Annotated in this window: 22 protein-coding genes; 15 read left to right on the forward strand and 7 right to left on the reverse strand. The window is 62.6% G+C overall.

The genetic code is table 11. The annotated features are described in order from the left end of the window. Positions 1–36: 36 nt before the first annotated feature. Both L0U84_RS28555 and ribA read right to left on the reverse strand, forming a co-directional pair. On the reverse strand, positions 37–1,365 hold the full coding sequence (locus L0U84_RS28555; RefSeq protein WP_233855087.1) for an LLM class flavin-dependent oxidoreductase: 1,329 nt from the start codon (positions 1,363–1,365) through the stop codon (positions 37–39). Between the two features lie 728 nt (positions 1,366–2,093). After that, the gene (gene ribA, locus L0U84_RS28560; protein ID WP_233856852.1) at positions 2,094–2,744 is read right to left on the reverse strand and encodes a GTP cyclohydrolase II; all 651 of its coding nucleotides are present in this window, start codon (positions 2,742–2,744) and stop codon (positions 2,094–2,096) included. 338 nt (positions 2,745–3,082) lie between these two features. Here ribA and L0U84_RS28565 point away from each other — a divergent pair, with 338 nt between their 5' ends. Next, a complete protein-coding gene (locus L0U84_RS28565) occupies positions 3,083–3,526 on the forward strand; it encodes a CBS domain-containing protein (protein WP_129963088.1) in 444 nt (147 codons plus the stop codon). A gap of 266 nt (positions 3,527–3,792) precedes the next feature. Here the strand turns inward: L0U84_RS28565 and L0U84_RS28570 are convergent, their stop codons facing one another. Further along, positions 3,793–4,134, reverse strand: a complete 342-nt coding sequence (locus L0U84_RS28570) for a DUF4148 domain-containing protein (RefSeq protein WP_233855089.1) — start codon at positions 4,132–4,134, stop codon at positions 3,793–3,795. Between the two features lie 305 nt (positions 4,135–4,439). Next, on the reverse strand, positions 4,440–5,066 hold the full coding sequence (locus L0U84_RS28575) for a DNA-3-methyladenine glycosylase (protein ID WP_233855091.1): 627 nt from the start codon (positions 5,064–5,066) through the stop codon (positions 4,440–4,442). 368 nt (positions 5,067–5,434) lie between these two features. Here L0U84_RS28575 and L0U84_RS28580 point away from each other — a divergent pair, with 368 nt between their 5' ends. Both L0U84_RS28580 and L0U84_RS28585 read left to right on the forward strand, forming a co-directional pair. After that, positions 5,435–5,794 carry a BON domain-containing protein gene (locus L0U84_RS28580; protein WP_233855093.1) on the forward strand — a complete coding sequence of 120 codons (360 nt, stop codon included), beginning with the start codon at positions 5,435–5,437 and terminating at the stop codon, positions 5,792–5,794. Positions 5,795–6,195: 401 nt separating this feature from the next. Continuing rightward, entirely contained in the window at positions 6,196–7,278 is a 1,083-nt protein-coding gene (locus L0U84_RS28585; protein ID WP_233855095.1) for a calcium:proton antiporter, read from the forward strand. 45 nt (positions 7,279–7,323) lie between these two features. Here L0U84_RS28585 and L0U84_RS28590 read toward each other — a convergent pair whose 3' ends face one another. Further along, complete coding sequence (locus tag L0U84_RS28590; protein ID WP_233855097.1) at positions 7,324–8,217, reverse strand: LysR substrate-binding domain-containing protein; 894 nt, start codon at positions 8,215–8,217, stop codon at positions 7,324–7,326. A 495-nt stretch (positions 8,218–8,712) separates the two neighbouring features. Between L0U84_RS28590 and L0U84_RS28595 the strand changes: the two genes are divergently transcribed. The 7 genes from L0U84_RS28595 to L0U84_RS28625 all read left to right on the forward strand — a co-directional run bounded on the left by L0U84_RS28595 (position 8,713) and on the right by L0U84_RS28625 (position 15,152). Next, complete coding sequence (locus L0U84_RS28595) at positions 8,713–9,807, forward strand: ABC transporter substrate-binding protein (RefSeq protein ID WP_233855099.1); 1,095 nt, start codon at positions 8,713–8,715, stop codon at positions 9,805–9,807. A gap of 5 nt (positions 9,808–9,812) precedes the next feature. Continuing rightward, a complete protein-coding gene (locus L0U84_RS28600) occupies positions 9,813–10,754 on the forward strand; it encodes an ABC transporter permease (RefSeq protein ID WP_442794086.1) in 942 nt (313 codons plus the stop codon). Further along, the gene (locus tag L0U84_RS28605) at positions 10,751–11,650 is read left to right on the forward strand and encodes an ABC transporter permease (protein ID WP_233855117.1); all 900 of its coding nucleotides are present in this window, start codon (positions 10,751–10,753) and stop codon (positions 11,648–11,650) included. The genes L0U84_RS28600 and L0U84_RS28605 overlap by 4 nt, the downstream gene beginning before the upstream one ends. A 37-nt stretch (positions 11,651–11,687) precedes the next feature. Continuing rightward, positions 11,688–12,782 (forward strand): ABC transporter ATP-binding protein, encoded by a 1,095-nt coding sequence (locus tag L0U84_RS28610; RefSeq protein ID WP_233855119.1) that lies wholly within the window; start codon positions 11,688–11,690, stop codon positions 12,780–12,782. A gap of 62 nt (positions 12,783–12,844) precedes the next feature. Then, on the forward strand, positions 12,845–13,666 hold the full coding sequence (locus L0U84_RS28615) for a transporter substrate-binding domain-containing protein (RefSeq protein WP_233855121.1): 822 nt from the start codon (positions 12,845–12,847) through the stop codon (positions 13,664–13,666). A gap of 62 nt (positions 13,667–13,728) precedes the next feature. After that, positions 13,729–14,493 carry an amino acid ABC transporter permease gene (locus tag L0U84_RS28620; RefSeq protein ID WP_233855123.1) on the forward strand — a complete coding sequence of 255 codons (765 nt, stop codon included), beginning with the start codon at positions 13,729–13,731 and terminating at the stop codon, positions 14,491–14,493. A 2-nt stretch (positions 14,494–14,495) separates the two neighbouring features. Further along, positions 14,496–15,152, forward strand: a complete 657-nt coding sequence (locus L0U84_RS28625; protein ID WP_129962794.1) for an amino acid ABC transporter permease — start codon at positions 14,496–14,498, stop codon at positions 15,150–15,152. 60 nt (positions 15,153–15,212) lie between these two features. Here the strand turns inward: L0U84_RS28625 and L0U84_RS28630 are convergent, their stop codons facing one another. Then, positions 15,213–16,505, reverse strand: a complete 1,293-nt coding sequence (locus tag L0U84_RS28630) for an MFS transporter (protein WP_233855125.1) — start codon at positions 16,503–16,505, stop codon at positions 15,213–15,215. 127 nt (positions 16,506–16,632) lie between these two features. Next, positions 16,633–17,634, reverse strand: coding sequence for a GntR family transcriptional regulator (locus L0U84_RS28635; RefSeq protein WP_326491207.1), 1,002 nt, complete (start codon positions 17,632–17,634; stop codon positions 16,633–16,635). 144 nt (positions 17,635–17,778) lie between these two features. Between L0U84_RS28635 and acnA the strand changes: the two genes are divergently transcribed. The 5 genes from acnA to L0U84_RS28660 all read left to right on the forward strand — a co-directional run bounded on the left by acnA (position 17,779) and on the right by L0U84_RS28660 (position 24,524). Then, complete coding sequence (gene acnA, locus L0U84_RS28640) at positions 17,779–20,379, forward strand: aconitate hydratase AcnA (protein ID WP_442794055.1); 2,601 nt, start codon at positions 17,779–17,781, stop codon at positions 20,377–20,379. A 2-nt stretch (positions 20,380–20,381) separates the two neighbouring features. Next, a complete protein-coding gene (locus tag L0U84_RS28645; protein WP_233855129.1) occupies positions 20,382–21,458 on the forward strand; it encodes a lactonase family protein in 1,077 nt (358 codons plus the stop codon). Between the two features lie 3 nt (positions 21,459–21,461). Continuing rightward, complete coding sequence (gene prpF, locus L0U84_RS28650) at positions 21,462–22,640, forward strand: 2-methylaconitate cis-trans isomerase PrpF (protein WP_233855131.1); 1,179 nt, start codon at positions 21,462–21,464, stop codon at positions 22,638–22,640. A 70-nt stretch (positions 22,641–22,710) separates the two neighbouring features. Beyond that, a complete protein-coding gene (locus L0U84_RS28655) occupies positions 22,711–23,715 on the forward strand; it encodes an ABC transporter substrate-binding protein (RefSeq protein ID WP_442794056.1) in 1,005 nt (334 codons plus the stop codon). A 62-nt stretch (positions 23,716–23,777) separates the two neighbouring features. Beyond that, the gene (locus tag L0U84_RS28660; protein ID WP_233855133.1) at positions 23,778–24,524 is read left to right on the forward strand and encodes an ABC transporter substrate-binding protein; all 747 of its coding nucleotides are present in this window, start codon (positions 23,778–23,780) and stop codon (positions 24,522–24,524) included. Positions 24,525–24,869: the final 345 nt, after the last annotated feature.

Below are 24,869 nucleotides of genomic sequence, written 5' to 3' on the forward strand. Positions count from 1 at the left end.
TTTCGTTAGAACTTCGATTGACTGACTGGAATGCGCTCAGGCATACATGCTGCGCGGTTCTTGAAGGCCGAGGTTCTGACGCAGGGTCTGGCCTTCGTACTCTTCACGAAATCTTCCACGCCTGCGCAATTCCGGAAGGACGAGCTCGGCAAAATCATTCAGTGCGTGAGGCAAGTGGGTCGGCGCGATGTTGAAGCCGTCTGCGGCCTTTTCATCCATCCATTGCTCCATCGCATCCGCAACGTCGCTTGCCGTTCCGACGACAGTCAGATGCTCCTGAGCCATCGCAATCCGTTTATAGAGCTGCCGGATCGACAACCCATCGCGCTGGGCGGTTTCGTAGTACATCTGGGCGCTGCTGCGCAAACCCGCGTTCTCGAGATCCGGCTTTGGCACAGGTCCGTCGAGATCGAGGTGCGACAGGTCGCCGAATGAACGCTTCAAGATGGACAGGCCGACGAGTGGATCGATCAGCTCTTCGAGTTGCCTGAATTTCTCTTGCGCCTCATCCCGCGTCCGGCCGATGATCGGCGTCAATCCGACCATCAGCAGCAGATCGTCTTCGCTGCGCCCATAAGAAGCGAGGCGCCCTTTGACGGACGCATAGTATTTCTTCGCCGCCTCGATGTTCTGCTGGGCAGCAAAAACGATGTCGCAGTGTTTGGCGGCAATCTGCTGCCCGACTTCGGAGGTTCCCGCCTGAACCAGGATCGGCCGGCCCTGCACCGAGCGGCGCACGCTGAGTGGCCCGCGCACGGAAAAATGCTTTCCGGCGTGACCGAGCACGTGGAGTTTTGTTTCGTCGTAGAAAACGCTTGATTCCTTGTCGTGCAGGAAAGCGTCGGCATCCCAGCTGTCCCAAAGTCCGGTCACGACGTCGACAAATTCTGCCGCCCGCTCATAGCGCGTGTCGTAATCGAGATGTTTGGCGCGATTAAAATTCCAGGCTTCCTGTTCCGACCATGACGTGACGACGTTCCATCCGCATCGTCCCCTGCTGATCTGGTCGAGCGAGCCATATTTCCGGGCGATATGGTATGGCTCGTTGTAGGTCGTCGAGGCAGTCGCCACGAGACCGATGCGATGCGTGCGGCTCGCAATGGCTGACAGAAGCGTAAGCGGTTCGAGTTCCACGTTGTGGCTGGAGCGGCAGAGCGAACCTTTCGGGACGTCGTCGTACCGAATGCCGATACCGTCCGCGAGGAAAAGCAGGTCGAACTTGTTTTCCTCTGCGACTTTCGCGACGTTCAGATACGAGTCGAACTGCGATGCGGCGTCAGCGGGCAAGTCCGGGTGACGCCATGCGCTGAGGTGATAACCCAGGTATCTCATAGACAGGCCAAGTTTCATCTGCTTCTTGCTCATCGTATCCTCTGATTTTTCCGTCAAACCGTCACAAATTGGAATGCAAGCTGCCTTCCCTCACCTGACCTGGACTGTCCGGCACGACGCTCGGTCGTCTCACCTGGTTGAGCGCGCTGACTTCGCAGTGGTTGAGTAAGTAACTGCATCTTAGAAGCCGCGTTTGCCGCCGTAAACGCAGGAAAATAAAGAAGGGATGTAAAGCCTGGCTTATCAATAAGCGGTTTGAGTGATGGGGTGCGGAAGCGCACAAGACAATATTTGTCGGGAACCCCGCGCGAGGTATCTGTCTGGACAAAAAAACGCCAACCCGTACGGGTTGGCCTGGTTCGCTCTCATGAATCCGTCGTCTTGAATATACGTGCGACCTCGACCGCTCCCTTTGTCTTTCGATTGACCTCTACATATCCCTGCAGAAAGTCGCGGCACAACTGCTTGACGGTGTAATCACCTGGTGATGGACGAGTTAGCCTCTTTTTCCTGCGTTCGACGCAGTGCGGAGAGTTCCGATGCTTCCCTCGGTGTAGGTTTTTCTGAGAGCAGCAGACTCGGCGTAGGTTTGCAGCACGATGCAGCAAAAACCTACGCCAACGTAGCGAGTTCAGGCGCGCACAGAAAAGCGCTGACGTGCCAATTGAGCCAGTGAGTTCACTATTTTTTCTTTTTTACTCAGACACTTGCAGCATCTATTGGCTCAATATGGATGTCCCCGGACAGGTCTTAAATTCCTGTTATTCGTTCTCGTCGAAGTAATGCCCGAACTTCAGCTGCTTGGTGCGGATATAGCGCTCGTTTTCCTCTCGCATCGGAATCGCAAGCGCGACACGCTCGCACACCGGAATGCCGTGCTTCGACAGCGTTTCGAATTTCTCGGGATTGTTGCTCATCAGCCGCACTGACGTGACCTTCAGCGTGCGCAGAATGCCCGCGGCCGAATCGTATTCGCGCGAATCGTCGGGCAGGCCGAGATCGAGGTTCGCTTCGACGGTATCGCGCCCCTGCTCCTGCAGCGCATACGCGCGGATCTTGTTCGACAGGCCGATGCCGCGTCCTTCGTGGCCGCGCAGATAGAGCAGAACGCCGCAACCCTCGGCCGCGATATAGCGCAGCGCGAGATCGAGCTGCTCGCCGCAGTCGCAGCGATAGGAGCCGAGCACGTCGCCCGTCAGACATTCGGAATGCAGGCGCGTCAGTACGGACGACTGGTTGGCGACATCGCCCATCACGAGTGCGAGATGTTCGGCGCCGCTGTCGACCACGCGAAACACATAGGAAGTGAACGTGCCGTAGCGCGTGGGCAGCGTGGCGGTGGCGTCGAGCACGACGCATTCGCCGGTGATGGCGCCGTCCGTTGCGGGCGATGGATCCTGAGACGTGAGCATGGCGTTGAACAATAGTGCTGGCATGAACCCGGTCGAGCCGGGGATAAGGTTTGGATTGCGAGTTTACCGCTAATCCGCATGCCGCACGCGGATGCCCCTTCGCGGCCACCGGTCGCTGGCCCGCGACACGCCCCACCAGGCGCACGCGCAACACGCGCAACACGCGCGCGAGACACGAGACGAGCTCACGCGAACCGCGCCAATCCAGCGCGCATCGTCCGACGCGCCCGAGGTATTCCCGGTGTACCGCGGGCGCACGTCGCGCCTATACTGGAATCGCCTGTCCCTCACGACAGTGCGCCACCTCGGCGTGCTGCACTGCGAAACGGAGCCGCTCCATGACAAGCGTTGCACAGCTTCTTAAAACGAAACCGAACCCCTCCGACGTCTACACGATCGGCGCCGACGATTCCGTCTACGAGGCGATCCGGTTGATGGCCGAGAAAGGCATCGGCGCGCTGGTGGTGACGGACGGCGACAGCATCGCCGGCATCATTACGGAGCGCGACTACGCGCGCAAGGTGGTGCTGATGGACCGATCGTCGAAGGCGACTCCGGTGCGCGACATCATGAGCAAGGCGGTGCGCTTCGTTCGTCCGGACCAGACGACCGAAGAGTGTATGGCGCTGATGACCGAGCGGCGCATGCGTCACCTGCCGGTGATCGACAAGGACCGGCTGGTCGGCATGGTGTCGATTGGAGACCTCGTGAAGGACATCATCGCGGAACAGCAGTTCACGATCCAGCAACTCGAGTTCTATATTCACGGCGAACGGCTCTGACAGGCGGCACTGCTCTCGCCGAGCGACGGCGTACCGAGCATCCGCGCGGGACCGGACGCAAAAAAGGCCCAAGCCTCGAACAGCTTGGGCCAAGCTACCTTGCGGCAGCGGAGGTTCCTTCGGAAACAGGAACGCAACGCGCGCACAGATGACACGCTCGCGGGCGCATGGGTGCGGCGCGCTCGTTTGAAACAGTAGCTGGTATGAAACGCTGTGCGCCCCTCGAAGCGGCGCACAGCGTCGTGCTGCGTGCTCGGTTACCGAAATCAGTTACCGAAATACACGCTCTTCACGCCGCTCAACGGTTGCGCCATGCCGCCCGCTTGCGTCGATCCGCTCATTGGCGCGCCATAACCGCTGGTATCGGCGATCGGCTGGGTTTGCGCGACGACCGGATTTTGCGCTTGCACGCGCTGTTCGGCGGCCTGAACGTCAGCCGGATAAGTCGGGTCGCTAGAGGTCGCCGGGTTATAGCCGGCGTGCTCCAGCTGGATCAGTTCGCCGCGGACTTCCGCGCGGGTGATCGGCTGCTGGCTCGATTGCGCGAACGACACGACCGGTGCGACGACAACGGCTGCAATGGCAACTGCCTTGATCAGCGATTTCATGATGACTTCCCTCCAATGTGGTTTTGTATGCATCGCCGACAGCGTGGTGTCCAGCGAATGACTTCAGTCTAGTCACCGCATCGCAGAGGGAAAACCCTTATTTTCGAGATAGAAAATTGTTCGGTTCGCAATAATGCCGGGGAATATTGTGGAACCGCTTCCGTTCGCCTGGTCTGCCGGGTAACAATTGGCCGGCTCGTCACCGTTGCGTCTGATGTTTCCGAAATACCTGTGATCTGAGAAGAATTCGCCCCGCTTTGCCCGTCGAAACGTCGGAATCAACGTACGCGTGCGGGACCGCGAAGTCATGCGCCCGAATGCGGAATGGTCAGCAGCTTGCGCGGGCCGCTGACGAACGCGCTGCCCGGCTCGAAAAATCGCAGTGGCCGGTGCATCTCGCGCGACAGACCGATGCGCGTCGTCACGCCGATCGGTGCGCCGGTCTCGATCACGCCGATCCATAGCCCCCGTCCCGTACACAGATCGTGCCCGTCGCAAGCTTTGCCGATGCCGAAGGCCACCGTCAGCCGGCCGGGTCCGCGTGCGAGATCGCGCAGCGGCACGCCGGGACGGCGCGCTTCCATCAGCGCGAGTCCTTCGAGCGGTTCGATCGCGCGCAGCAGGATGCCGGCGCCGACCTCTTCCGCCTCCGATGACATGTTGAGCATGTACGACACGCCGTAGGTCAGCCGCACATACGCATGCCCGCGCGCGAGGAACATCGCTCCGTTGTGCGGACGACGTCCCATGAACGCATGGCTCGTCGAATCGCCGAGCGGATACGCCTCGGTCTCGACGATGCGTCCGCTCAGCCGTCCTTCGGGCAAATCGTGCACGAGATATTTGCCGACCATGAAGCGCGCGAGTTCGACGGTGTCGAGCGGAAGATCGTCGCGGCGCAACGGGCGGATGGGAAGAGCTTCGTGTCGCATGCGCTGGGTGTCCTTGAGTCGGAGCTGACATCGGTGCTGAATCCTACGCCCTCGCGATCAGCGCGCAGTCCCCCACTTCCCACGCCATCGACCGGTTGCGATCGGCAAATTCGTTGTACCGAAGCCTCATTTTCAGCGCCATGGAACTCAACATGGCACTAATTGCTGTATTGTGTGCTTCCGGCCGTTCACACGGCCGTTTGCATGTTTCGGCGCGCTTCGTGGCTCGCGGAAACATACGAGTCGACGGAAAGTGTTCGCACGGCTGCTGTATCTACTGCCCTGGCATTGAATCCCGCTGTACCCGCTGGTGTAAAAAAATCGACCCCATTCGGGGGATCGACGTTCTACGACAACAGGAGAGTTGAATGAAAGCATTCTCGGCAATCAAGATGATCGGTGGCGCGCTGGTCGTTCTCGCTTCCCTCAACGCGTACGCGCAAAGCAGCGATGCGGCCGCGACCGCAGCGCCGGCGGCAGCGGCACCGACCACCAAGCAGGCTAAACAGGCTAATCGCGCGCTGCAGAAGAAGGTCCGCGCGACGCTTGCACGTACGAAGGGCGTGACCGTCGGCAACATCATCGTGCGCGCACGCGACGGCGCAGTCACGCTGGAAGGCTCGGTGCCGGAGCAGGGTCAGATCGAACTCGCGACGAACGCCGCTCAAGGCGTGGCAGGCGTGACGTCGGTGAAGAGCGCGCTGACGATCCGCGCGATCGGCCAGTAAGCCGGTCGAACAGCCGAAGAAGTTGCAGTAAAAGCAGCAAGCTGGCGTCGCGGGCTGAAAGCTCTGCCGCGACGCCAATTCCCCTCCGACCCAGCGCTCGACACCACTGCCTCACGGTGCGGCCCTCGCACCACCCGACGCGGCGATTCCCCCGCGCCTCCGAAACCGCGATATTTTGAACGTGCGACATGCGTCGCAACGGCCAGTGCTTGCACGGCACCACTGACGCCCGGAAGGATCCCAGGTCGAATTTGCGACCGTGCGATCTGCCCGTGGCGATGACGACCCGACCGAGCGGCGACGGCTTTAAAAGAACGACTTACCTCTGATAATTTAACGACTTAACGTCTCTTGTTGAGACTTTACTTCAAGTTAAAACACGTACAGAAAAGGAAGGCCGTATGACCTCGCCCGCGACCGTCTTGCCCCGTTGGACCCTCGCCGCGCCGATCGTCGGCTGGATCGTGCTCGGTGCCGCTTACGCGATGCCGGGCAACGCGCTGCTGCTCGCGGTGGTCGGCGTGTCGCTTTGCGCGGCCGTGTTTGCCGCCGTCCATCATGCCGAAGTGGTCGCGCATCGCGTCGGCGAGCCGTTTGGCACGCTGGTGCTGGCGGTCGCCGTTACGGTGATCGAAGTGGCGCTGATCGTGTCGGTGATGCTGACGTCCGGTCCCGAAAAAGCCGGCCTTGCGCGCGATACGGTATTCGCGGCCGTCATGATCGTCTGCAACGGGCTCGTCGGGCTATGTCTGCTGGTCGGAGGCATTCACCATCGGGAACAGGACTTCCAGAGCCGCGGCGCGGCGGCCGCGCTGGCGGTGCTCGCGTCGCTGTCGGTGCTGACGCTGGTGATGCCGAACTTCACCACCACCAGCGCCGGGCCGGTCCTGTCGCCGTCGCAGCTCGCGTTTGCCGGCGTGTCGTCGCTGGTGCTCTACTGCGTGTTCGTGTTCGTGCAGACGGTGCGCCATCGCGACTACTTCCTCGCCGGCGTGCCCGACGAAGACGTCCATGCCGAGCCGCCGGGCGCGCGCCTCGCGGCCATCAGCGGCGGGCTGCTGCTGGTGAGCCTCGTCGCGGTGGTGCTGCTCGCGAAAGTGTTATCGCCGACGATCGAATCCGCGGTGCTGGGCGCGGGCGCGCCGCCGGCGGTGGTCGGTATCGTGATTGCGTCGCTGGTGCTGTTGCCGGAAGGGCTCGCGGCGGTCCGCGCGGCGCACGCCAATCGTCTGCAGACCAGCCTGAACCTCGCGCTTGGCTCGGCGCTGGCGAGTATCGGCCTCACCATTCCCACCGTCGCCGGCGTGTTCCTGTACATCGGTCAACCCATCGTGCTCGGCATCAACGGCAAGGACATGGTGCTGCTCGCGCTCACGCTGGTGGTCGCCACGCTGACGCTCAGCACCGGGCGCACGACGATTCTGCAAGGCGCCGTCCATCTGTCGCTGTTCGCGGCCTATCTGTTTCTGTCGTTCGCGCCGTGATGTGATGCCTGATCCGGCACATGTGGTCGCTCGGACACGGCAATCTCACTCTTCCCAATGCTCGACCATCCAGTCGCGGAACAGGTTCAGCTTCTGCTGTTGCGCGACCGCGTCCGGATACACGAAGTAATAGCGCCAACCGGTCTTCAGCACCATATCGAACGGCCGCACCAGGCGCCGCGCCGCGACGTCCTCGTCGATCAGCGCGAGATCGCTGATCGCGACGCCGAAGCCCTGCGCGGCGGCGTTGGTCGCCATGTCGAGCGTGTCGAAGCTCGGGCCGACCTCCGCGTCGATCGTGGCGGCGCCCGTCGTGTCGGTTTCCGCGATTTTTGCGAGCCACATCTTCCAGTCGCGATGGTCGCGCGTCGGATGCAGCAGCGTGTGGCGCGCGAGATCGCCCACCTGCGCGAGCGGCTTGTCCTTCAGCAGTTCGGGCGTGCAGACCGGCGTCAGACGCTCCTCGAACAGCGACACCGCCTGCACGTCCGCACCGGGCGACGAACCATAGATGATCGCCGCGTCGAACGGCTCGCTCTGGAAATCGACATCGTGCTGCCAGGTGGTCGTGATCTGCACGTGCAGGTCGGGATACTCGGACTGGAAGCGCATGATTTTCGGCAGCATCCAGCGCATCACGCAGGTCGGCACCTTCAGTGCGAGATCGGTGCGCTGCCTGGTTAAGCGCAGCGACATTTCCTCGATCCGCGCGAAGCTCTCCTTGACCGCCGGCAGCAGCATTTCGCCTTCGGCGGTCAGCGTCAGTCCTTTTGCATGACGCTTGAACAGCGGAAACTTGTAGTACTCCTCGAGCGCGATGATCTGCCGGCTGACCGCGCCTTGCGTCAGGCACAGATGATCGGCGGCACGCGTGAAGCTGCGGTGGCGCGCGACGGTTTCGAAAATCTGCAGCGCGTTGAGCGGCGGTAGGCGTCGCATCGGATGTCGTCCAGGATCAGAAAAAATCATTGCGTGGCGGGGGGCAGCGTCCATCGCCGCCCTGCCCGTCAAGCCCACAGCATACGCGATCGGCTATGCGCGCACGAGTGGGTGCGCGGGCAAACCCGCATGCGTTCGACTCATGGTCCGCGCAAAAAATGCCCGTCCCGGAGGATGTCGCACCGAGCTGGTGCAAAAAACCTTCAGTAACCGCACCAGAACCGAGCTTTCCTCATACCTCGACACACGCGGGGATTCCTCAGCCAGATATGGACGTTAACCCGCATTCGCCATCGCCCATAGCTTCCCGGCGCGTCGCCGAAGCGCTCGTCGCTGCATTCGCCGACGTCGAGCCATGAGCGTACGTCATGCGATCCATGCGCATATTTCGATTGTTGTGCGATTTTGGCAAACCTACAGTGCATTCACACGCAGTAGATCCGGCAGCGGTCACGGCGAATCATGGGCAACGGGCGTTCAACACAGGAGACGACCATGCAAGAGATCAAACGGGGTAGAAGGCAGGCCATCAAGACGATCGGTACGGCGCTCGCGGCATCCGCGCTGCCGATGCCGTTTCTGAATCTGCGTGCGCAGGAGCACAACTTCAGCGGCAAGACGCTGCGCATCCTGACGTGGTCGGACGATACCGGCACGGCCGCGCTGCGCAACATCGCCGCGACCTTCACCGCGAAGACCGGCGCGAAAGTGATTGCCGATCGCGCCGACGGCACCTCCGGCATGGTCGCCAAGGTCAAGGCGTCGGGCGATCGTCCGACCTACGACGTGATCACGCTCGCGGGTGTGGGCGCATCCGGTCTCGCGGACGCGGGCCTGCTGATGAAGCCCGACCTGGACCGCCTGCCGAACCTCAAGGAAGTCGCGCCGCAATACCGTACCGGCGCGAACGGTTTCGGCGTCGGCTATCTGCTGTGGTCCGACGGTCTCATCTACAACACCACGACCATCAAGACGCCGCCTTCGTCGTACGAGGCGCTGTGGGACCCGAAATACGCCGGCCGCGTGTTCCTGCCGCCGCCCGAGTGGGCCGAAGCGGTCGATCTCGCGATCATCGCCGCGAAGATGAACGGCGGCTCGCAGCAGAACATCGAACCCGGTTTCAAAAAGCTCGCGCTACTGAAAGACCACGTGATGACGCTCGGCGAGAACCCGAACCAGGTGGCCGACCTGTTCCGCACGGGCTCGCTCGATATCGGCGGCATCTACTCGCCGGCGTTTTTCCCGGACCAGATCCGCAAGCCCGAGTACAGGATGGGCGTGACCTACGGCATGAAGGAAGGCTTCGCGACGCAGCTGATGTTCACGGTGATTCCGAAAGCGCATCCGGGCGACACCGACCTGATCCACGCGTTCATCAATCATTCGCTCGATGCCGGCGTGCAGGGGCGCATGGCCGCCGACGTGCTGAACGGCCCGGTCAATTCGAAGGCGATGATTCCGGCCGAAAGCCGCGCGTTCGTGCCGAGCCCGCAGCAGATCGCCGAGAAGGCCGTGCTGCATGACGACAAGGCGCTCGCCGCCGTGCAGCCGGCGTGGATCAAGCGCTACACCGAAATCTTCTCGGCATGAACACGATGCTCGCGCGCTTTTCGCGACGTGCCGCAGTGGCCTCAGGCATCACTTCGGGTGGGCCAGACGGGGCCGCCGCCGTGGCGGCCGACACCGTGCTCGCGAAGGCGCGCCCGTGGCTGCTGCTCGCGCCGATCCTGCTGTTTCTGGCGATCCTCGGCGCGGCCGCGCTGGTCGTGCTGCGCATGAGCTTCGGCACGTCCGGCCAGGAATGGCGCAGCTTCACGCTGCAGAACTACGCGGACCTGCTCGACGGCTACTTCCTGAAGTCGTTGTGGCTGACGCTGCGGCTCGCGTTCCAGAGCATGCTGTGCGCGGTCGTGCTCGCGATTCCGGTCGCGCTCGCGATGGCGCGCACGAAATCGCGGCTCGCGCGCCGGCTGCTGCTCGCGGGTGTGCTGCTGCCGCTGCTCGTCAATCTGCTGCTGCAAGGCTACGGCTGGCTCGTGATCCTCGGCCCGGCGGGTCTGCTCAATCACGCGCTGCTCGCGAGCGGTGTTATCGAGCGTCCGGTGATGTGGCTGTATCGCGAGCATGGCGTGCTGCTCGGGCTGATCCAGACCGCGTTTCCGCTCGCGGTGCTGCCGCTCTCGAGCGCGATGCGCGCGGTGTCGATCTCGTACGAGGAAGCCGCCGCGACGCTCGGCGCGACGCGCTGGCAAACGCTGCGTCACGTGCTGCTGCCGCTCGCGATGCCGGGCCTCGTGTCGGGCGCGCTGCTGGTGTTCGCGTACAACGCGAGCGCATTCGCGGTGCCGCTGCTGCTCGGCGGCCGGCGCGTGCCGATGCTCGCGGTGCTGGTGCACGATCAGGTCGCGCCGCTGCTGAACTGGCCGGCCGCCTCCGCTTCCGGCGTCGTGCTGATGGTCGCGACGCTCGCCGTGATGGCGCTGTCGCAACGGCTCGTGCGCCGCACCCAACGTCTGACCGGGGAGTCTCACACATGAGCACGCTGCCGACCTCACGCCTGCCGCGCACCGCACCGCCATCGCCGCGTTCGCCATGGTTGCCGCGCCTGCCTCATACGATGCCCGGCCAGCTCGGCCGCGCGACCGCGCTCGTCGCCGGCATCGTGCTGTTTCTCGCCGCGCTGCCGATCCTGACGATGATCGCGATGTCATTCAGCGCGGCCGACACGCTCGAATTCCCGCCGCACGCGTACAGCCTGCACTGGTACCGCGCGGCCTGGCACAGCTTCGTGTCGCCCGACGCGACCGACACGCTGTCGATGGGCGCCGCGCTGAGCACGAGCCTCATCGTCGCGCTCTCGACGATGCTGATCGCGACGCTGGTCTCCGTGCCCGCCGCGTACGCGCTGTCGCGCTACCGTTTTCGCGGCAAGCCGGCGGTCGAGCAGCTGGTCGCGCTGCCGCTCGTCTATCCGCTCGTGATGCTCGGCCTGTCGCTGCTGCTGGTGTTCAACGTGCTGCCGGTCGAGCTGGGCGTCGGCCGTCTGATCATCGCGCATGTGATCCTGGCGCTGCCGTTCACGGTGAAGAACTGCGCGGCGTCGGTCGCGTCGATCGGCCCCGAGTTCGAGGAAGCGGCGCTCGTGATGGGCGCGAGCCCCAGCCGCGCGCTCGTCGACGTGGTGCTGCCGCTGATGCGGCCCGGCATTCTCGCCGGCATGCTGTTCGCGTTCATCGTGTCGTTCAACGAGTTCACGGTGACGTTCTTCCTGTACAGCATCGATACGATGACCCTGCCGGTGTGGCTCTACAGCCGCACGGTGTCGTCGCTCGATCCTACTGTGTTCTGTTTCGCGGTGGTCATCGTCGCGATCGACTTCGCGCTGATCTGGCTGCTCGAAAAGCTGATCGGCGACGAAGGCGTCGCGCTGTGAACCCCGCTGTGAACCTGCCACCTTGCTGGAGCCTCCGATGACCCACCTGACCTTGCAAGCCGTCACGCGCCGCTTTGGCGGCGTGCATGCCGTCGACAATGTCGACCTGAGCGTGCCCGACGGCAAGCTCGTGTGCTTTCTCGGCCCGTCCGGCTGCGGCAAGACCACGCTGCTGCGGATGATCGCAGGGCTCGAAACGCCCACCGCGGGCAGCATCCATTTCGCTGGCCGCGAGATCACGCGGCTGCCAGCGAACCAGCGCGACTTCGGCATGGTGTTCCAGTCGCTCGCGCTGTTTCCGCATATGACGGTCGCGCAGAACGTCGCGTATCCGCTGAAGCTGCGCAAGGTCGCGAAAGAGAAGCAAACGCGCCGCGTCGCCGAACTGCTCGAACTGATCCAGTTGCCGCACATGGCGAACCGGCCGGTCACGCAGCTGTCGGGCGGGCAGCGCCAGCGCGTCGCGATCGCGCGTGCGATTGCTTCCGAGCCCCAACTGCTGCTGCTCGACGAACCGCTGTCCGCGCTCGACGCGAAGCTGCGCGAAGCGATGCAGGTCGAAATCCGCCTGCTGCAGCAACGCCTCGGCATCACGACGATCATGGTCACGCACGACCAGCGCGAAGCGATGACGATGGCCGACGAGATCGTCGTGATGGAGAAAGGCCGCATCGCGCAGGTCGGCAAGCCGCTCGACATTTACCGCGATCCGGTCAGCGAGTTCGTCGCCGACTTCATCGGGCTCGGCAACATCCTGCCGGTGCAATACGACGGTGCGGGCGGCGTGAGTCTGCCGGGCGGACGGCGCATCGCGGTCGCGCCGAACCCCAGCGCGCCGCTCGCCGATGCGCGGCAGCCGGTGGCGGCCGGCGACGCGATCCGCCTGCTGATCCGTCCCGAGGACATCTGCGTGAAGGCGGCCACGGAAGCACCGAACCCGAACCGGCTGCCCGGCACCGTCACGTTCATTCGCGACGTCGGCGCCTCGCTCGAAGCGACGATCGATTGCGCGGGCTTCACGCTGACCGCCGCGACCACGCCGCGCGAAACGCCCGGGCTCGCGCTCGGCATGCCGGTGCTCGCCGAGCTGCCGCCGCACGCATGCAAGCTGATCGCCGCGCGCGCCGCCTGATACCCGCACCCATCACACACGCTTCGCTTCAATAAAACCGCATCACGACAAAGGAACCGACCATGAACCAGCGCCCCGCTCTCCAATCGACCCGCCGCGTGTTCGCGACGCTCGCCGCGACGCTCGCGATGAGCGTGTTCGGCGCGCTGTGCGCGCTGCCGTCGGCCGCCCATGCCGACGCGCTCGACGACATCGCGAAGTCCGGCACCGTGCGCATCGGCGTGTTCGAGGACTATCCGCCGTTCGGCTCGATCGGTCCGGACATGAAGCCGGTCGGCTACGACATCGACGTGGCCAATCTGATCGGCAAGGCGCTCAACGCGAAGGTCGAGCTGGTGCCGGTCACCGGCGACAACCGCATGGCCTTTCTCGCCGACCACAAGGCCGACATGCTGCTGTCGGTCGGCCAGACGCCCGAGCGCGAAAAAGTGATCGACTTCTCGCAACCGTACGCGCCGTACTACCTCGCGGTGTTCGGTCCGAAGACGCTGCAGGTGAAGAACGCCGCCGACCTCGCCGGCAAGTCGATCTCGGTCGCGCGCGGCACGCTCGAAGACCTGAGCGTGACGAAGATCGCGCCGCCGTCGGCGAACATCAAACGTTTCGACGATCCGAACGGCGCTATTTCGGCGTTTCTTTCTGGTCAGGTACAGTTGATGGTGGTCGGCAACGACGTCGGCGCGACGATTCTCGCGCGGCATCCGGCGAACGATCCGGAGCAGAAGTTCGCACTGTTCAGCTCGCCCGATCACGTCGGGCTGAACAAGAACGAGCCGCGCCTGAAGGCGAAGGTCGACGAAACGATCGCCAAGGCCCGCAAGGACGGCACGCTGAACGCGATTTCGCTGAAGTGGCTGCGCGCACCGCTGCCGGCCGATCTTTGAACCCCGTGGCGTGGCGCCGTAAAGGCCGCGCCGCAACCTGATCCTGTGATGGGCACGAGGCCATGACTTACGCGTTCGATTTCAGCGGCTTCGGCCTGTATGCGGGGATGCTCGCGCGCGGCGCCGCCGTGACACTCGGCCTCACGGCCGTGTCGACCCTGGCGGGCGGGCTCGTCGGTATCGCCGGCGCGAGCATCGCGGCGGCCGGACCGAAGTGGGCGCGCTGGCTGGTCGCGAGCTATGTCGAGCTGATCCGCAACACGCCCTTTCTCGTGCAGCTGTTCTTCGTGTTCTTCGGCCTGCCGAGCCTCGGCATTCATATCGACGAGATCCAGGCGGCGATTCTCGCGATGACCGTCAATCTCGGCGCGTATGCGACCGAGATCGTTCGCGCCGGCATCGATTCGATTTCGCGCGGCCAGGTGCAAGCCGCCCAGGCGCTCGGCTTGCATGGGCGCCAGGTGTTCCGCCACGTCGTGCTGCCGCAGGCGCTCGCCAACGTGTTTCCCGCGCTGCTCGGCCAGGTGCTGATCGTGATGCTCGGCTCGGCCGTCGTGTCGCAGATCTCGGTGCCCGATCTGACCTATGCGGCGAACTTCATCCAGTCGCGCAACTTCCGCTCGTTCGAGAGCTACGTGATCATCACGGCGACCTATCTGCTGATGTCGATCGTGTTGCGGCAGCTGTTGAACCGCTTCGGCCGCGGACTGTTCGCGGGCCGTGCCGCACGTGGCAACAACAGCAACAGCGGCAACGACGGCTTGCCGCGCACCTGGCGCAGCCGCCTGATGTGGCGCGGCGCGCGCCCCCTGCCGACGGAGCGCTGATCATGGTCGAATTCACACTGTGGGACATCGCCCGCAATCTGCTGCTCGCCGCGCGCTGGACGGTGCTGCTGTCGCTGATCGCATTCGTCGGCGGCGGAGTCGTCGGGCTCGTGCTGCTCGCGATGCGCGTGTCGCCGATCGCATGGCTGCGGCGCATCGTCGTGTTGTACGTCGAGGTGTTTCAGGGCACGCCGCTCCTGATGCAGCTCTTTCTCGCCTTCTTCGGCTTGCCTTTGCTCGGCATCGACGTGTCGCCGTGGGCCGCCGCGGCCGTCACGCTGACGCTCTATACGAGTGCGTATCTGGTCGACATCTGGCGCGGCTGCGTCGAAGCGGTGCCGCGCGGTCAGTGGGCCGCGGGCGCGAGCCTCGGCATGACGTTCGGCCAGCAGCTGCGCTATATCGTGTGGCCGCAGGCGCTGAAGATCGCGGTCGCGCCGACCGTCGGTTTTCTCGTGCAGGTGGTGAAGAGCACCGCGCTCGCGTCGATCATCGGCTTCACGGAACTGACGAAGACCGGCACGATGATCACCAACGCCGCGTTCCGGCCGTTTCCGATCTACGGCATGGTCGCGATGATTTACTTCGCGATGTGTTTTCCGCTGACGTGGTATGCGCGTGTGCTCGAGAAGCGGCAGAAGGTCGGGCAGCATCGGTGAGTTCAGGTGAAGTGAAGGCTGTGGACTGGCTCAAGCACTAAATAAGGTTTCTTCGCCTGGTTATATTGCGACCTGCGCGCTCGCAGCCTCGTTGTCCCGGAGCATCGGCGAGCGCGTCATGGTTAGAACGACCGTTGCTCCCGCGAGCAGAAGCAGGCCCGCGATGCCGAACGCCCAGTCATAGCTGCCAGTCGCATCGATCACATAACCGGTGGCAATGGGCGCGATCATTCCGAAAGCCTGTCCACCCACCACGACGAACGCCATCGCTTTCGCCACGTCACGCGAACTCGGCAACAGGTCATTCAACAGCGCGAAGTTCAACGAAGTCGTCGACGCGATACCCGTGAGCGTGACGGAAAACACCAGCAGCAAAACGAACAGATTCGACGTGAACGGCACCATCAGGATGGTCGCGCCCGTCATCATCGCAAGAGCAACGGCATTGCGGCGGCGCCCCGTGCCCACACCGCTCTTCTTCAGATACCGGTCGCTCAGCCGTCCCGCCAGGATGCACAGCGCCACGGATGCGGCATAAGGTACGGCCGAAAACAGCCCCGTGTTGGTGATGCTCAGATGACGGGTCGCCTGCAGGTAGCTCGGCAGCCACGTCAGGAAGAGGTATTGCGTGTAGACGTTGCAGCCCTGCGTGATGGCCAGGCCCCACAGTGTCGGCGAACGCATCAGCGCCAGTAGACCGGCGGCGCTTTCGGGCTGAGCGGACGCATTCGCGGGTGCCGAATCGCGCTCGCGCACGATCTTGTCGCGCTCATTGCTTTTCAGCCAGCGGACTTTCTCCGGCGCATCGAAGAAAATCAGCCATGCGGCCAGCCAGACAAAGCCGATCGCGCCCGCGATGACGAACGACATCCGCCAGCCGAACAGTGCAACCAGCGAACCGAGCAAGACCGAACAGATCGCCGGACCGGCATAAGAGCCGCTGTTGAACATGGAGGTCACCATCCCGCGCTCATTGGCGGGGATCCATTGACGAATCACTTTCGCGCCGACGGGATTGCTGGTGGATTCGCCCGCGCCCATCACGAGGCGAGCGCACATCAGGCTGACGAACGTGCTTGCGGCGCCCGTGAGTACCGTCGCGGCAGACCAGACGAAAATCCCCAGGGCCGCCATGCGCTTCGTGCCAAAGCGGTCGATCAGGAAGCCCATCGGCAACAGGAACAGCGCATAGCTCCAGATAAAAGACGAGAACAGGTAACCCATCCCCACGGAGCTCAGCTTGAATTCAGTCGCGATCGGTTTCGCTGCGATCGAAAGCGCAATGCGATCCATGTAGTTGATCATGGACAGGCAAAACAGAAAAAGGGCTATCCAGCCTCGGCGATACGACATGCTTGTCTCCGTGTCTCAGAGTTTCGGTCACCGTTATGGCGACTCTGATATTAAGCGTTTTATGATCACAAAACGCACTACAGTTTAAAAAAATGCGGTCCGCCCGGACCGCATCGTCGAGGAACCGCTAGGTACGTGATGTGAAGACCTCCCGCGCGTGAACCTTGGCGCGCCGCGCGCCTTCGATGTGATCGCGCAGCAGTGCGGCCGCGCGCAGCAGGTCGTGCTGGGTGATCGCATCGAGGATCGCCAGGTGTTCCAGCGCCTGCTCCATTCTGGGCTTGCGCGCCTTTGCCTGGCGATACTCGACGAGGCGGCGCAAGCGGTCCATGCGGCGCACGGACTGCGCAATGAAGCGGTTTCCCGACCATTTCGCGATCGTCTCGTGAAACTCGCTGTTGGCTTCGAAGAGTTCCACCGGGTTCATCGTCAGGTAGCCACCTTCAGCAATGAAACGCTGGCGCCGCCGCAATTCCTCCAGTTCGCCGCGGTTCACGCTGAACGTCGGCGACATCACGCCCGTCGGCTCGATGGCAGCGCGGAACAGATAGCTCTCCTCGTAGGCCTCGACGGAATCGATCATCGGCATGAACTGCCAACCGTGACCGACCTGCCGCTCCAGCCAGCCTTCTTCCTGCATGCGGGAGAGCACCCGGCGAAGCTCACTGCGCGAGACTTCGTATTGCCGCATCAGATCGGCTTCCGTCACGTCGTCCGGCAAGCGGTGCGCGAGACGGTCTTCCGCGATCTTCAGATACAACGGGTCGTCGGGTTCGTCGAAGAACTGCGCGGCCACGTCCGTCACGTCGCGCGCGGGTTTTGCCATGAAGAAGCCGCGGTTGGCGTCGTAATAGACCACACCCAGCGACACCAGATGATGCAGGGCGACATTGACTGGCGTGCGTGACGTGCCGATTTTTTCGGCGAGCACCGATTCGGCAAGCCGGTCGTCGACGGCGAGATCTTCACGTCGGGCAAGCGCGAGGATTTCACGCGCGACACGGGTTTGCAGCGGTGTCAGCGCGGAAGAAGTGTCGGTAGAGGAATTCATGTCGGTTGCGGGCAATAAGCCATTCACGATCGCCGGGTGCGGTGATGCAACTGAAAAGCCGGACTGTGATTTTGCCATTGCCTGCTCCCTCGGGTGGTGGGCGGGAATCTGCCCGCCAGGGTATCTACCGACTGCGACTGCATTTGCGTATTGCGTTTTATGATCATAGAATGCACTACATCGAAACGCAAGCCGCCCCGCATTGCCCTGGAGAAAACCCCGATGTCCCGCATTCTTCCGAATCAATCCGTCCAATTCGTCAGCGTTGCAGACGCCATGAAGTCCATTGGCGCCGCCTCCTTTACGCGTATGCCGTACAGCGTGCGCGTGTTCGCTGAGAACATCGCCCGCTGCCAGCCGCCCGCACACGCTGCCGGCTATCTGCAGGCGCTGGCCGAGCGCCGCCACGATGTCGACTTCCCTTACTTCCCGGCGCGCGTGGTGTTGCAGGATCTGCTCGGCACGCCTGCGCTCGTCGATCTCGCGGGCATGCGCGACGCCATTGCGGAAGCAGGGGGCGATCCCACGGCGATCAATCCCGTGGTGCCGACGCATCTGGTCGTCGACCATTCGCTGAACGTCGAAGTGGCCGGATATGACCCTGAGGCGATGTCGAAGAACATGGCGATCGAGCAGACGAAGAACGCCGAGCGCTTCGAGTTCCTCGCATGGTGCAAGCAGGCGTTTTCGAATCTCGATGTGTTGATGCCCGGCAACGGCATCCTGCATCAAGTGAACATCGAACACCTTTCCCCCGTGATTCAGGTGAAGGACGGCGTGGCCTATCCAGATACGCTGGTCGGGACCGATAGCCACACGACGATGATCAACGCGATCGGCGTGCTCGGCTGGGGAGTGGGCGGAATCGAAGCCGAGTCGGTGATGCTGGGCCGTGCGGTGTGGTTGCGGCTGCCGACGATCGTCGGCGTCGAGCTCACGGGCGCACGCCAACCGGGTGTGACAGCCACCGACCTCGTTCTCGCCATCACCGAGTTTTTGCGCAGGCAGAAGGTCGTCGGCACGATCATCGAGTTTTACGGCGAAGGCGCGCGTGCGATGACGCTGAGCGATCGCGCGACCATTTCGAACATGGCGCCTGAGTTTGGCGCGACGGCAGCGCTGTTTGCGATCGACGAAAAGACCCTCGACTTCATGCGCTTGACGGGGCGCGCGGAACAACAGATCGCGTTGACGGAAAGCTATGCGAAGGCGCAGGGACTATGGGCTGACGATCTTGCCGGTGCCGAATATGACCGCGTGCTGTCGTTCGATCTTTCGGGTGTCGGTCGTGCGCTTGCGGGACCGTCGAATCCGCACGATCGTGTGCCGCTGTCCGCGCTGATCGCCAAAGGTATCGCCCGCCCTCGCGAGCAGATCGCGACAGAACCGCAAGGAGACCCGGCCCTCGAACTACGCGACGGATCGATCGTCATTGCCGCCATTACAAGCTGCACGAACACCTCGAATCCGCGCAACATGATCGCGGCAGGCCTTGTCGCGAGAAAGGCAACCGAGCGAGGTCTGCAACGCAAACCGTGGGTCAAGACTTCGTTTGCGCCGGGTTCGAAACCGGTCGAAAGCTACCTGCGCGAAGCCGGCTTGATGGAGTCGCTCGAAGCACTCGGATTCGGCGTCATCGGATTCGGCTGTACGTCATGCAACGGCATGTCCGGCCCCTTGCCGACGGACATCGAACAGGACATCGTCAGCCGCAACGTGCATGCCGTCGCCGTGCTGTCGGGCAACCGGAACTTCAATGGCCGGATTCATCCGCGCGTCAAGGAAGCGTTTCTTGCATCGCCACCGCTCGTCGTCGCTTATGCGATAGCGGGCACGATCAACGTCGATATCGAAAACGGTGTGATCGGTACGGATCGGGCGGGTCATGCTGTGTATCTGAAGGACCTCTGGCCAACCGATGAGGAGATCGACAGTCTCCTCAAGGCAAGCGTGCATGGTGATCAGTACCTGCGCATCTACACGGAAATGTTCCGCAAGGCCGAGCGCCTCGATGGCGCCAATGCCGTCCCCGCCCTCTTCCCCTGGCGCGAAGACAGCAACTACATTCGCCGGCCGCCGTACTGGCAAGCTGGCCTCACCAAGGCAGCCCGCTTCGACGAGATGAGGGCGATCGGCGTATTCGGCGACAACGTGACGACCGACGATCTGTCGCCCTCCGGTGCGATCCTTCCCGAGAGTGCCGCAGGTGAATACCTGATGGCGCACGGCGTGAATCCCGCAGAATTCAATTCCTATGGGACACGCCGCGGCGACCACAAGGTCGCGATCCGCGCGACGTTCGCCAACAACCGGCTGCACAACGAGATGGCGGATGGCAAGGAGGGGTCGATCACGCGAATGGAACCCGAAGGCGCGACCGTGCGCCTGTTCGACGCAGCCCAAAGTTATATGGAGCGCGGCCAGGAACTGATCGTCATCGCGGGAAAGAACTACGGTTCGGGCTCGTCGCGTGACTGGGCGGCGAAAGGCGTGAGGCTGATCGGCGTGCGTGCGGTCGTCTGCGAAAACTTCGAGCGCATCCATCGTTCGAATCTTGTCGGCATGGGCGTGCTGCCCCTGGAGTTTCCCGAAGGCACCGACCGCAAGACGTTGCAGATCGATGGATCGGAGGTCTTTGCACTGGAAGGTTTGAACAGGCAGATCACGCCGTCGATGCCGCTGTCGTTGCACATCACGCGCAAGAACGGTGAAGTCGTGACGATCCCAGTCAAGTGCCGCATCGATACGGAAGAGGAAGCGGAGATTTTCAGCTCGGGTGGTCTGCTTCCGCGCATTGCTCACGAGATGTTCAAGGCAGCGTGATCATGCCGCGAACATTTGCTTATGTCGGAAGCCGTACGACACGGGAACGCAAAGCTGAAGGCACCGGAATCAGCGTCTATTCCGTCTATGCCTCGGGCGCCTGGCAGCACGTGCAGACGCTCGAACCGCTCACGAATCCGAGCTTTATCGCGCTCAATCGTTCACGGGACACGCTTTACACCGTCCATGGCGATGGCAGCACGGTCAGCGCGTACCGGATCGATCCGGCGACTGGCCGCCTGTCCGCGTTGAACAGCGCTTCGTGTGAAGGCCGCAATCCCGTGCACCTGGCGTGTTCGCAGGATGGCCTTTCGCTGGTGGTGGCGAACTACGCGACGGGTTCAGCAACACGTATCGCGTTGCGGGCAGACGGATCGCTCGGCGAACCGTCGCTGCCACCACTTCAGTTCACCGGCGAACATGGACCGCATCGCATCGAGCAGACCGCATCGCATCCGCACCATATCGCGCGCTATGTGACGCGACATGCCGATACCGACTGGCACATCGTACCCGACAAAGGACTGGATACCGTATTTGCGATTCGCTGGCGCGCGGACGGCTCGGCAATGGTTCGGTCCGGGCGTTGCCGTGAAGGCGCCGGCCCGCGTCACGCCGCCTTTCATCCTGAGTTACCGCTGATCTACGTGTCGAATGAATTGGACTCGACGCTGACCACCTGGTCATTCGATCCGCAGGCGGGTCATCTGACACCGCTCGATACGATCGCCGTCGTACCCGCCCACTTTCACGCACTGACGCGCGCAGCCGGCATTGTGATTTCACCCGATGGGCGTCGGCTCTACATCTCGAACCGCGGGCACGACAGTATCGCGGCAATTCAACTTGCTGCGGATACGGGCTTGCCGAAGGCCGTTCAGTGGGTTTCATCAAAAGGCCAATGTCCGCGGTTTCTTTGCCTGAGCCCTGACGGGCACACGTTATACGTGGCGAACGAGAATTCGCACACGATCGTTCAGTATGAAATCGATGCCGATACAGGCTTACCTGCGCCAACGGGCCGCGTCATCAAAACCGGCAGCCCCGTATGCATCACGTTTGCGACTATTGAGGAGTAACAGATGAGTCAATGCAGCATACCCGCGGTCTATATGCGCGGTGGCACGAGCAAAGGCGTGTTCTTTCGCACCGACAATCTTCCCGACGACAAGGCATTGCGCGACAGAATCCTGCTGCGGGTCATCGGCAGTCCCGATCCCTATGGCAAGCAGATCGATGGAATGGGCGGCGCAACCTCGAGCACCAGCAAGCTGGTGCTGGTGGGGCCTTCGTCGCGGTCCGACTGCGACGTCGACTACCTGTTCGGCGCTGCTTCGATCGAGAACCCGGTGATCGACTGGTCGGGCAACTGCGGCAACCTGACATCGGCCGTCGGACCTTTTGCAATCGCACAAGGTCTCGTCGATGCGCCGAAGGACGGCTTTGCGACAGTGCGGATCTGGCAGGCCAACATCAACGCAAAGATCATCGCACACGTGCCGATGAAAGACGGCGAGGTTGTCGAGGACGGCGACTTCGAACTCGATGGCGTGACGTTTCCCGCCGCGGAGATTCGGATCGAATTTCTCGATCCTGGTGGCTCGGACGACGGCGAAGAGGCGACCGGCGGCATGTTTCCGACCGGCAACCCTATTGATTCGCTCGAGGTCCCGGGTTACGGCTCATTCCGGGTGACGATGATCAACGCTGGCAACCCGGCCATCTTCATCAACGCGGAAGATCTCGGATTGCGGGGCAACGAAATGCAGCCGGATGTCAACGGCAATGCCACGCTGCTGGAGAAATGCGAAGCGATCCGCGCGCACGCGGCAGTGCGTATGGGGCTGGCCGCGACTCCAGAGGAAGTGACAGCGCAGCGGCCGCACACGCCCAAGCTCGCATTCGTGTCGTTACCGGCGGCATACGTCGCGTCGAGTGGCAAGCGCGTCGATCCGCAAAGCGTCGATATCAACGCGCGGATCCTGTCGATGGGCAAGCTTCATCACGCGATGACGGGAACCGGCGCGGTTGCGCTGGCCGTTGCCGGTGCGATCCCCGGCACCGTCGTCAATCGGCTCGTGAGCGGCAAAAGCGCCGAACAGCTTCGTTTCGGCCATCCCTCGGGCACGATGGCCGTCGGTGCGGAGGCTGTCGAACGCGATGGAACGTGGGTTGTCACCAAGGCCATCATGAGTCGAAGTGCCCGTCGACTCATGCAAGGAAGCGTGCTGGTTCCGGCGTCCGTGATGAAGGTGGCTTGACCTTTCCTGTGTACGGCGCGCCCGTCGCGGCGCGTCGAATCAAACCTCGATAACAATGCGGAGACTCCCGATGCCTCTCACCGTTCGTGCCATGGCCGCCATAGCGGCCACCGCGTGTGCTCTTCATGCAGCCGACGCGAGTGCCGCGGAAAAGATCACGATCATTGTCGGCGGTATCAACAAGTTGATTTACCTGCCGCCAAAACTCGCGGAAAACCTTGGGTATTTCAAGGACGAAGGTCTTGATGTGGAGTTGCAATCGCAGCAGGCGGGCGTTGACGCCGAGAACGAACTCCTCGCGGGCGCGGCTCAGGCCGTCGTGGGCTTCTATGATCACTCGATCGACCTGCAGACGAAAGGCAAGGACGTCGAGAGCATCGTCGTTTTTGGACTGGTGCCGGGCAGTATGGAAATGGTTCGCTCGGATGCCGCCGGCCATATCAGGAATATGGGAGATATCAAGGGCAAGACACTGGGCGTCACCGGTCTCGGATCGTCGTCGACGTTTCTCGGCCAGTATCTCGCGTCGCGATATGGCCTCAAGACATCCGAGTACTCGATGCTGCCCGTTGGCGCCGGCAACAGTCTGATCGCGTCGTTCAAGCAGCAGCGCGTCGATGTCGCATGGACAACCGAGCCGACCACATCACTGTTGCGCGCGAGCGGCGACGCAAAAGTGCTGGTCGATCTGAGCAGCGTCGACGGAACCCGCGCCGCGCTGGGCGGGCTGTATCCGGCGTCCAGTATTTATGTTCAGCGCAGTTGGGCACAAACGCATCAATCCGAAGCGGAGAAACTCGCGAGAGCGTTTGTCAGAACCTTGCGGTTTATCCATACCCACTCACCCGACGAAATCGCCGCGAAGATGCCCGCCGACTACTACGGCGGCAACAAGACGCTTTACGTCCAGGCGTTGAAAGCATCGCTGCCGATGTACTCACCCGATGGAAAGATGCCTGACGGTGGGCCCGAAACGGTGCTGAGGGTGCTGACCGGCTTCAATCCCAACATCGAGGGAAAGCACATCGATCTTTCGAAAACCTACACCAACGAGTTTGTCGATCGCGTCAAATGAGGGCACGGGAATCGTTGCGGTTGCGCCTCACACCGTGCGCCAGACGCATTAAAAGGATTTAAATGTCACCCGACAATGTATTTGCGACTTCGGACGAAGCATGCGAACTGACGCCGACAGGTCAGCTTCGGGCGGCAATCAATTTCGGTAATCCGATATTCGCCAATCGCGATCCGAAAACCGGCGAACCGAACGGAGTCTGCGTCGATCTTGCGACAAGACTGGCTGCCCTGATCGATGCGCCTGTGCAACTGGTCCTTTACGACGCTGCCGGCGAAGTGGTTGCCGGATGCGAGCGGGGCGAATGGGACGTTGCGTTTGTTGCGCGAGATCCTGTGCGCGGCAAAGGGATTGAGCAGACCCGTCCTTACCTTCTGATCGAGGGCGCCCACCTCGTCCCTGAGAATTCGCCGATCCGGCGGAATGAGGACGTCGACAGGACGGGCACGCGGGTCGTTGTCGGCAAAGGAAGTGCGTACGATCTGTACCTGAGCAGGACACTGCAGAAGGCCGCGATTGTCAGGTCGCCCACTTCACCTGCCGTAGTCGAGACGATGGTGTCGGAGGGCTATGAGGTAGCGGCGGGCGTAAGGCAGCAGCTCGAATATGATGCCACTCACTTGTCGGGACTGCGCCTGCTGCCAGAGCGTTTCATGGTGATCGAGCAGGCGATGGGGACACCGAAGGGGCGAGATGCGGCCGCTCACCTTCTTGATCGGTTCGTCACGCACATGGTCGAGTGCGGATTCGTGAAATCCTCGCTGGAGGCGCACGGAATTCGCGGTGCGTGCGTCGCCCCGGTTGGGTGACGCACGCTATGAAGCGCAGTTCGGTCATCCAGGCGCGAGTGTTATTCGTCCGCAGTGGGTGGTCCACTGCCCGTCGGGAGCCTTCGAAGTCCGGCAGCGCTGCGCGCGCCGTCGGCGGGCCCGCGAACTTCAGATTTCCCGGCAGGCTTCCGCGCATACGCGGCAAGCATCGCTGCATGTACCAAAGTGTTCAGGCACATGACGGCCGCATTCCTCCGCACACTCATGACAGATCCGCGCGCACAGTGCACAAAGTTCGGGAGCGAGATGACTTTGCCGAGCCAGCGCCGCGGACGTGAAGCGGCACAGGGACGCGCAATCGGCATCGAGTCGAATGCACTTGGT

The sequence above is a fragment of the Paraburkholderia sp. HD33-4 genome, from assembly GCF_021390635.1.
GTDB lineage: Bacteria > Pseudomonadota > Gammaproteobacteria > Burkholderiales > Burkholderiaceae > Paraburkholderia.

Excerpts from the sequence above, each read along its gene's own strand:
- acnA (WP_442794055.1), top strand. The coding sequence starts at position 17,779 with ATGTCCCGCATTCTTCCGAATCAATCCGTCCAATTCGTCAGCGTTGCA.
- L0U84_RS28660 (WP_233855133.1), top strand. The coding sequence starts at position 23,778 with ATGTCACCCGACAATGTATTTGCGACTTCGGACGAAGCATGCGAACTG.
- L0U84_RS28565 (WP_129963088.1), top strand. The coding sequence starts at position 3,083 with ATGACAAGCGTTGCACAGCTTCTTAAAACGAAACCGAACCCCTCCGAC.
- L0U84_RS28645 (WP_233855129.1), top strand. The coding sequence starts at position 20,382 with ATGCCGCGAACATTTGCTTATGTCGGAAGCCGTACGACACGGGAACGC.
- L0U84_RS28575 (WP_233855091.1), bottom strand. The coding sequence starts at position 5,066 with ATGCGACACGAAGCTCTTCCCATCCGCCCGTTGCGCCGCGACGATCTT.
- L0U84_RS28555 (WP_233855087.1), bottom strand. The coding sequence starts at position 1,365 with ATGAGCAAGAAGCAGATGAAACTTGGCCTGTCTATGAGATACCTGGGT.
- L0U84_RS28570 (WP_233855089.1), bottom strand. The coding sequence starts at position 4,134 with ATGAAATCGCTGATCAAGGCAGTTGCCATTGCAGCCGTTGTCGTCGCA.
- L0U84_RS28630 (WP_233855125.1), bottom strand. The coding sequence starts at position 16,505 with ATGTCGTATCGCCGAGGCTGGATAGCCCTTTTTCTGTTTTGCCTGTCC.
- L0U84_RS28615 (WP_233855121.1), top strand. The coding sequence starts at position 12,845 with ATGAACCAGCGCCCCGCTCTCCAATCGACCCGCCGCGTGTTCGCGACG.
- L0U84_RS28590 (WP_233855097.1), bottom strand. The coding sequence starts at position 8,217 with ATGCGACGCCTACCGCCGCTCAACGCGCTGCAGATTTTCGAAACCGTC.
- L0U84_RS28600 (WP_442794086.1), top strand. The coding sequence starts at position 9,813 with ATGCTCGCGCGCTTTTCGCGACGTGCCGCAGTGGCCTCAGGCATCACT.
- L0U84_RS28605 (WP_233855117.1), top strand. The coding sequence starts at position 10,751 with ATGAGCACGCTGCCGACCTCACGCCTGCCGCGCACCGCACCGCCATCG.
- L0U84_RS28585 (WP_233855095.1), top strand. The coding sequence starts at position 6,196 with ATGACCTCGCCCGCGACCGTCTTGCCCCGTTGGACCCTCGCCGCGCCG.
- L0U84_RS28655 (WP_442794056.1), top strand. The coding sequence starts at position 22,711 with ATGCCTCTCACCGTTCGTGCCATGGCCGCCATAGCGGCCACCGCGTGT.
- L0U84_RS28580 (WP_233855093.1), top strand. The coding sequence starts at position 5,435 with ATGAAAGCATTCTCGGCAATCAAGATGATCGGTGGCGCGCTGGTCGTT.
- L0U84_RS28635 (WP_326491207.1), bottom strand. The coding sequence starts at position 17,634 with ATGGCAAAATCACAGTCCGGCTTTTCAGTTGCATCACCGCACCCGGCG.
- prpF (WP_233855131.1), top strand. The coding sequence starts at position 21,462 with ATGAGTCAATGCAGCATACCCGCGGTCTATATGCGCGGTGGCACGAGC.
- L0U84_RS28610 (WP_233855119.1), top strand. The coding sequence starts at position 11,688 with ATGACCCACCTGACCTTGCAAGCCGTCACGCGCCGCTTTGGCGGCGTG.
- L0U84_RS28620 (WP_233855123.1), top strand. The coding sequence starts at position 13,729 with ATGACTTACGCGTTCGATTTCAGCGGCTTCGGCCTGTATGCGGGGATG.
- L0U84_RS28625 (WP_129962794.1), top strand. The coding sequence starts at position 14,496 with ATGGTCGAATTCACACTGTGGGACATCGCCCGCAATCTGCTGCTCGCC.
- ribA (WP_233856852.1), bottom strand. The coding sequence starts at position 2,744 with ATGCTCACGTCTCAGGATCCATCGCCCGCAACGGACGGCGCCATCACC.
- L0U84_RS28595 (WP_233855099.1), top strand. The coding sequence starts at position 8,713 with ATGCAAGAGATCAAACGGGGTAGAAGGCAGGCCATCAAGACGATCGGT.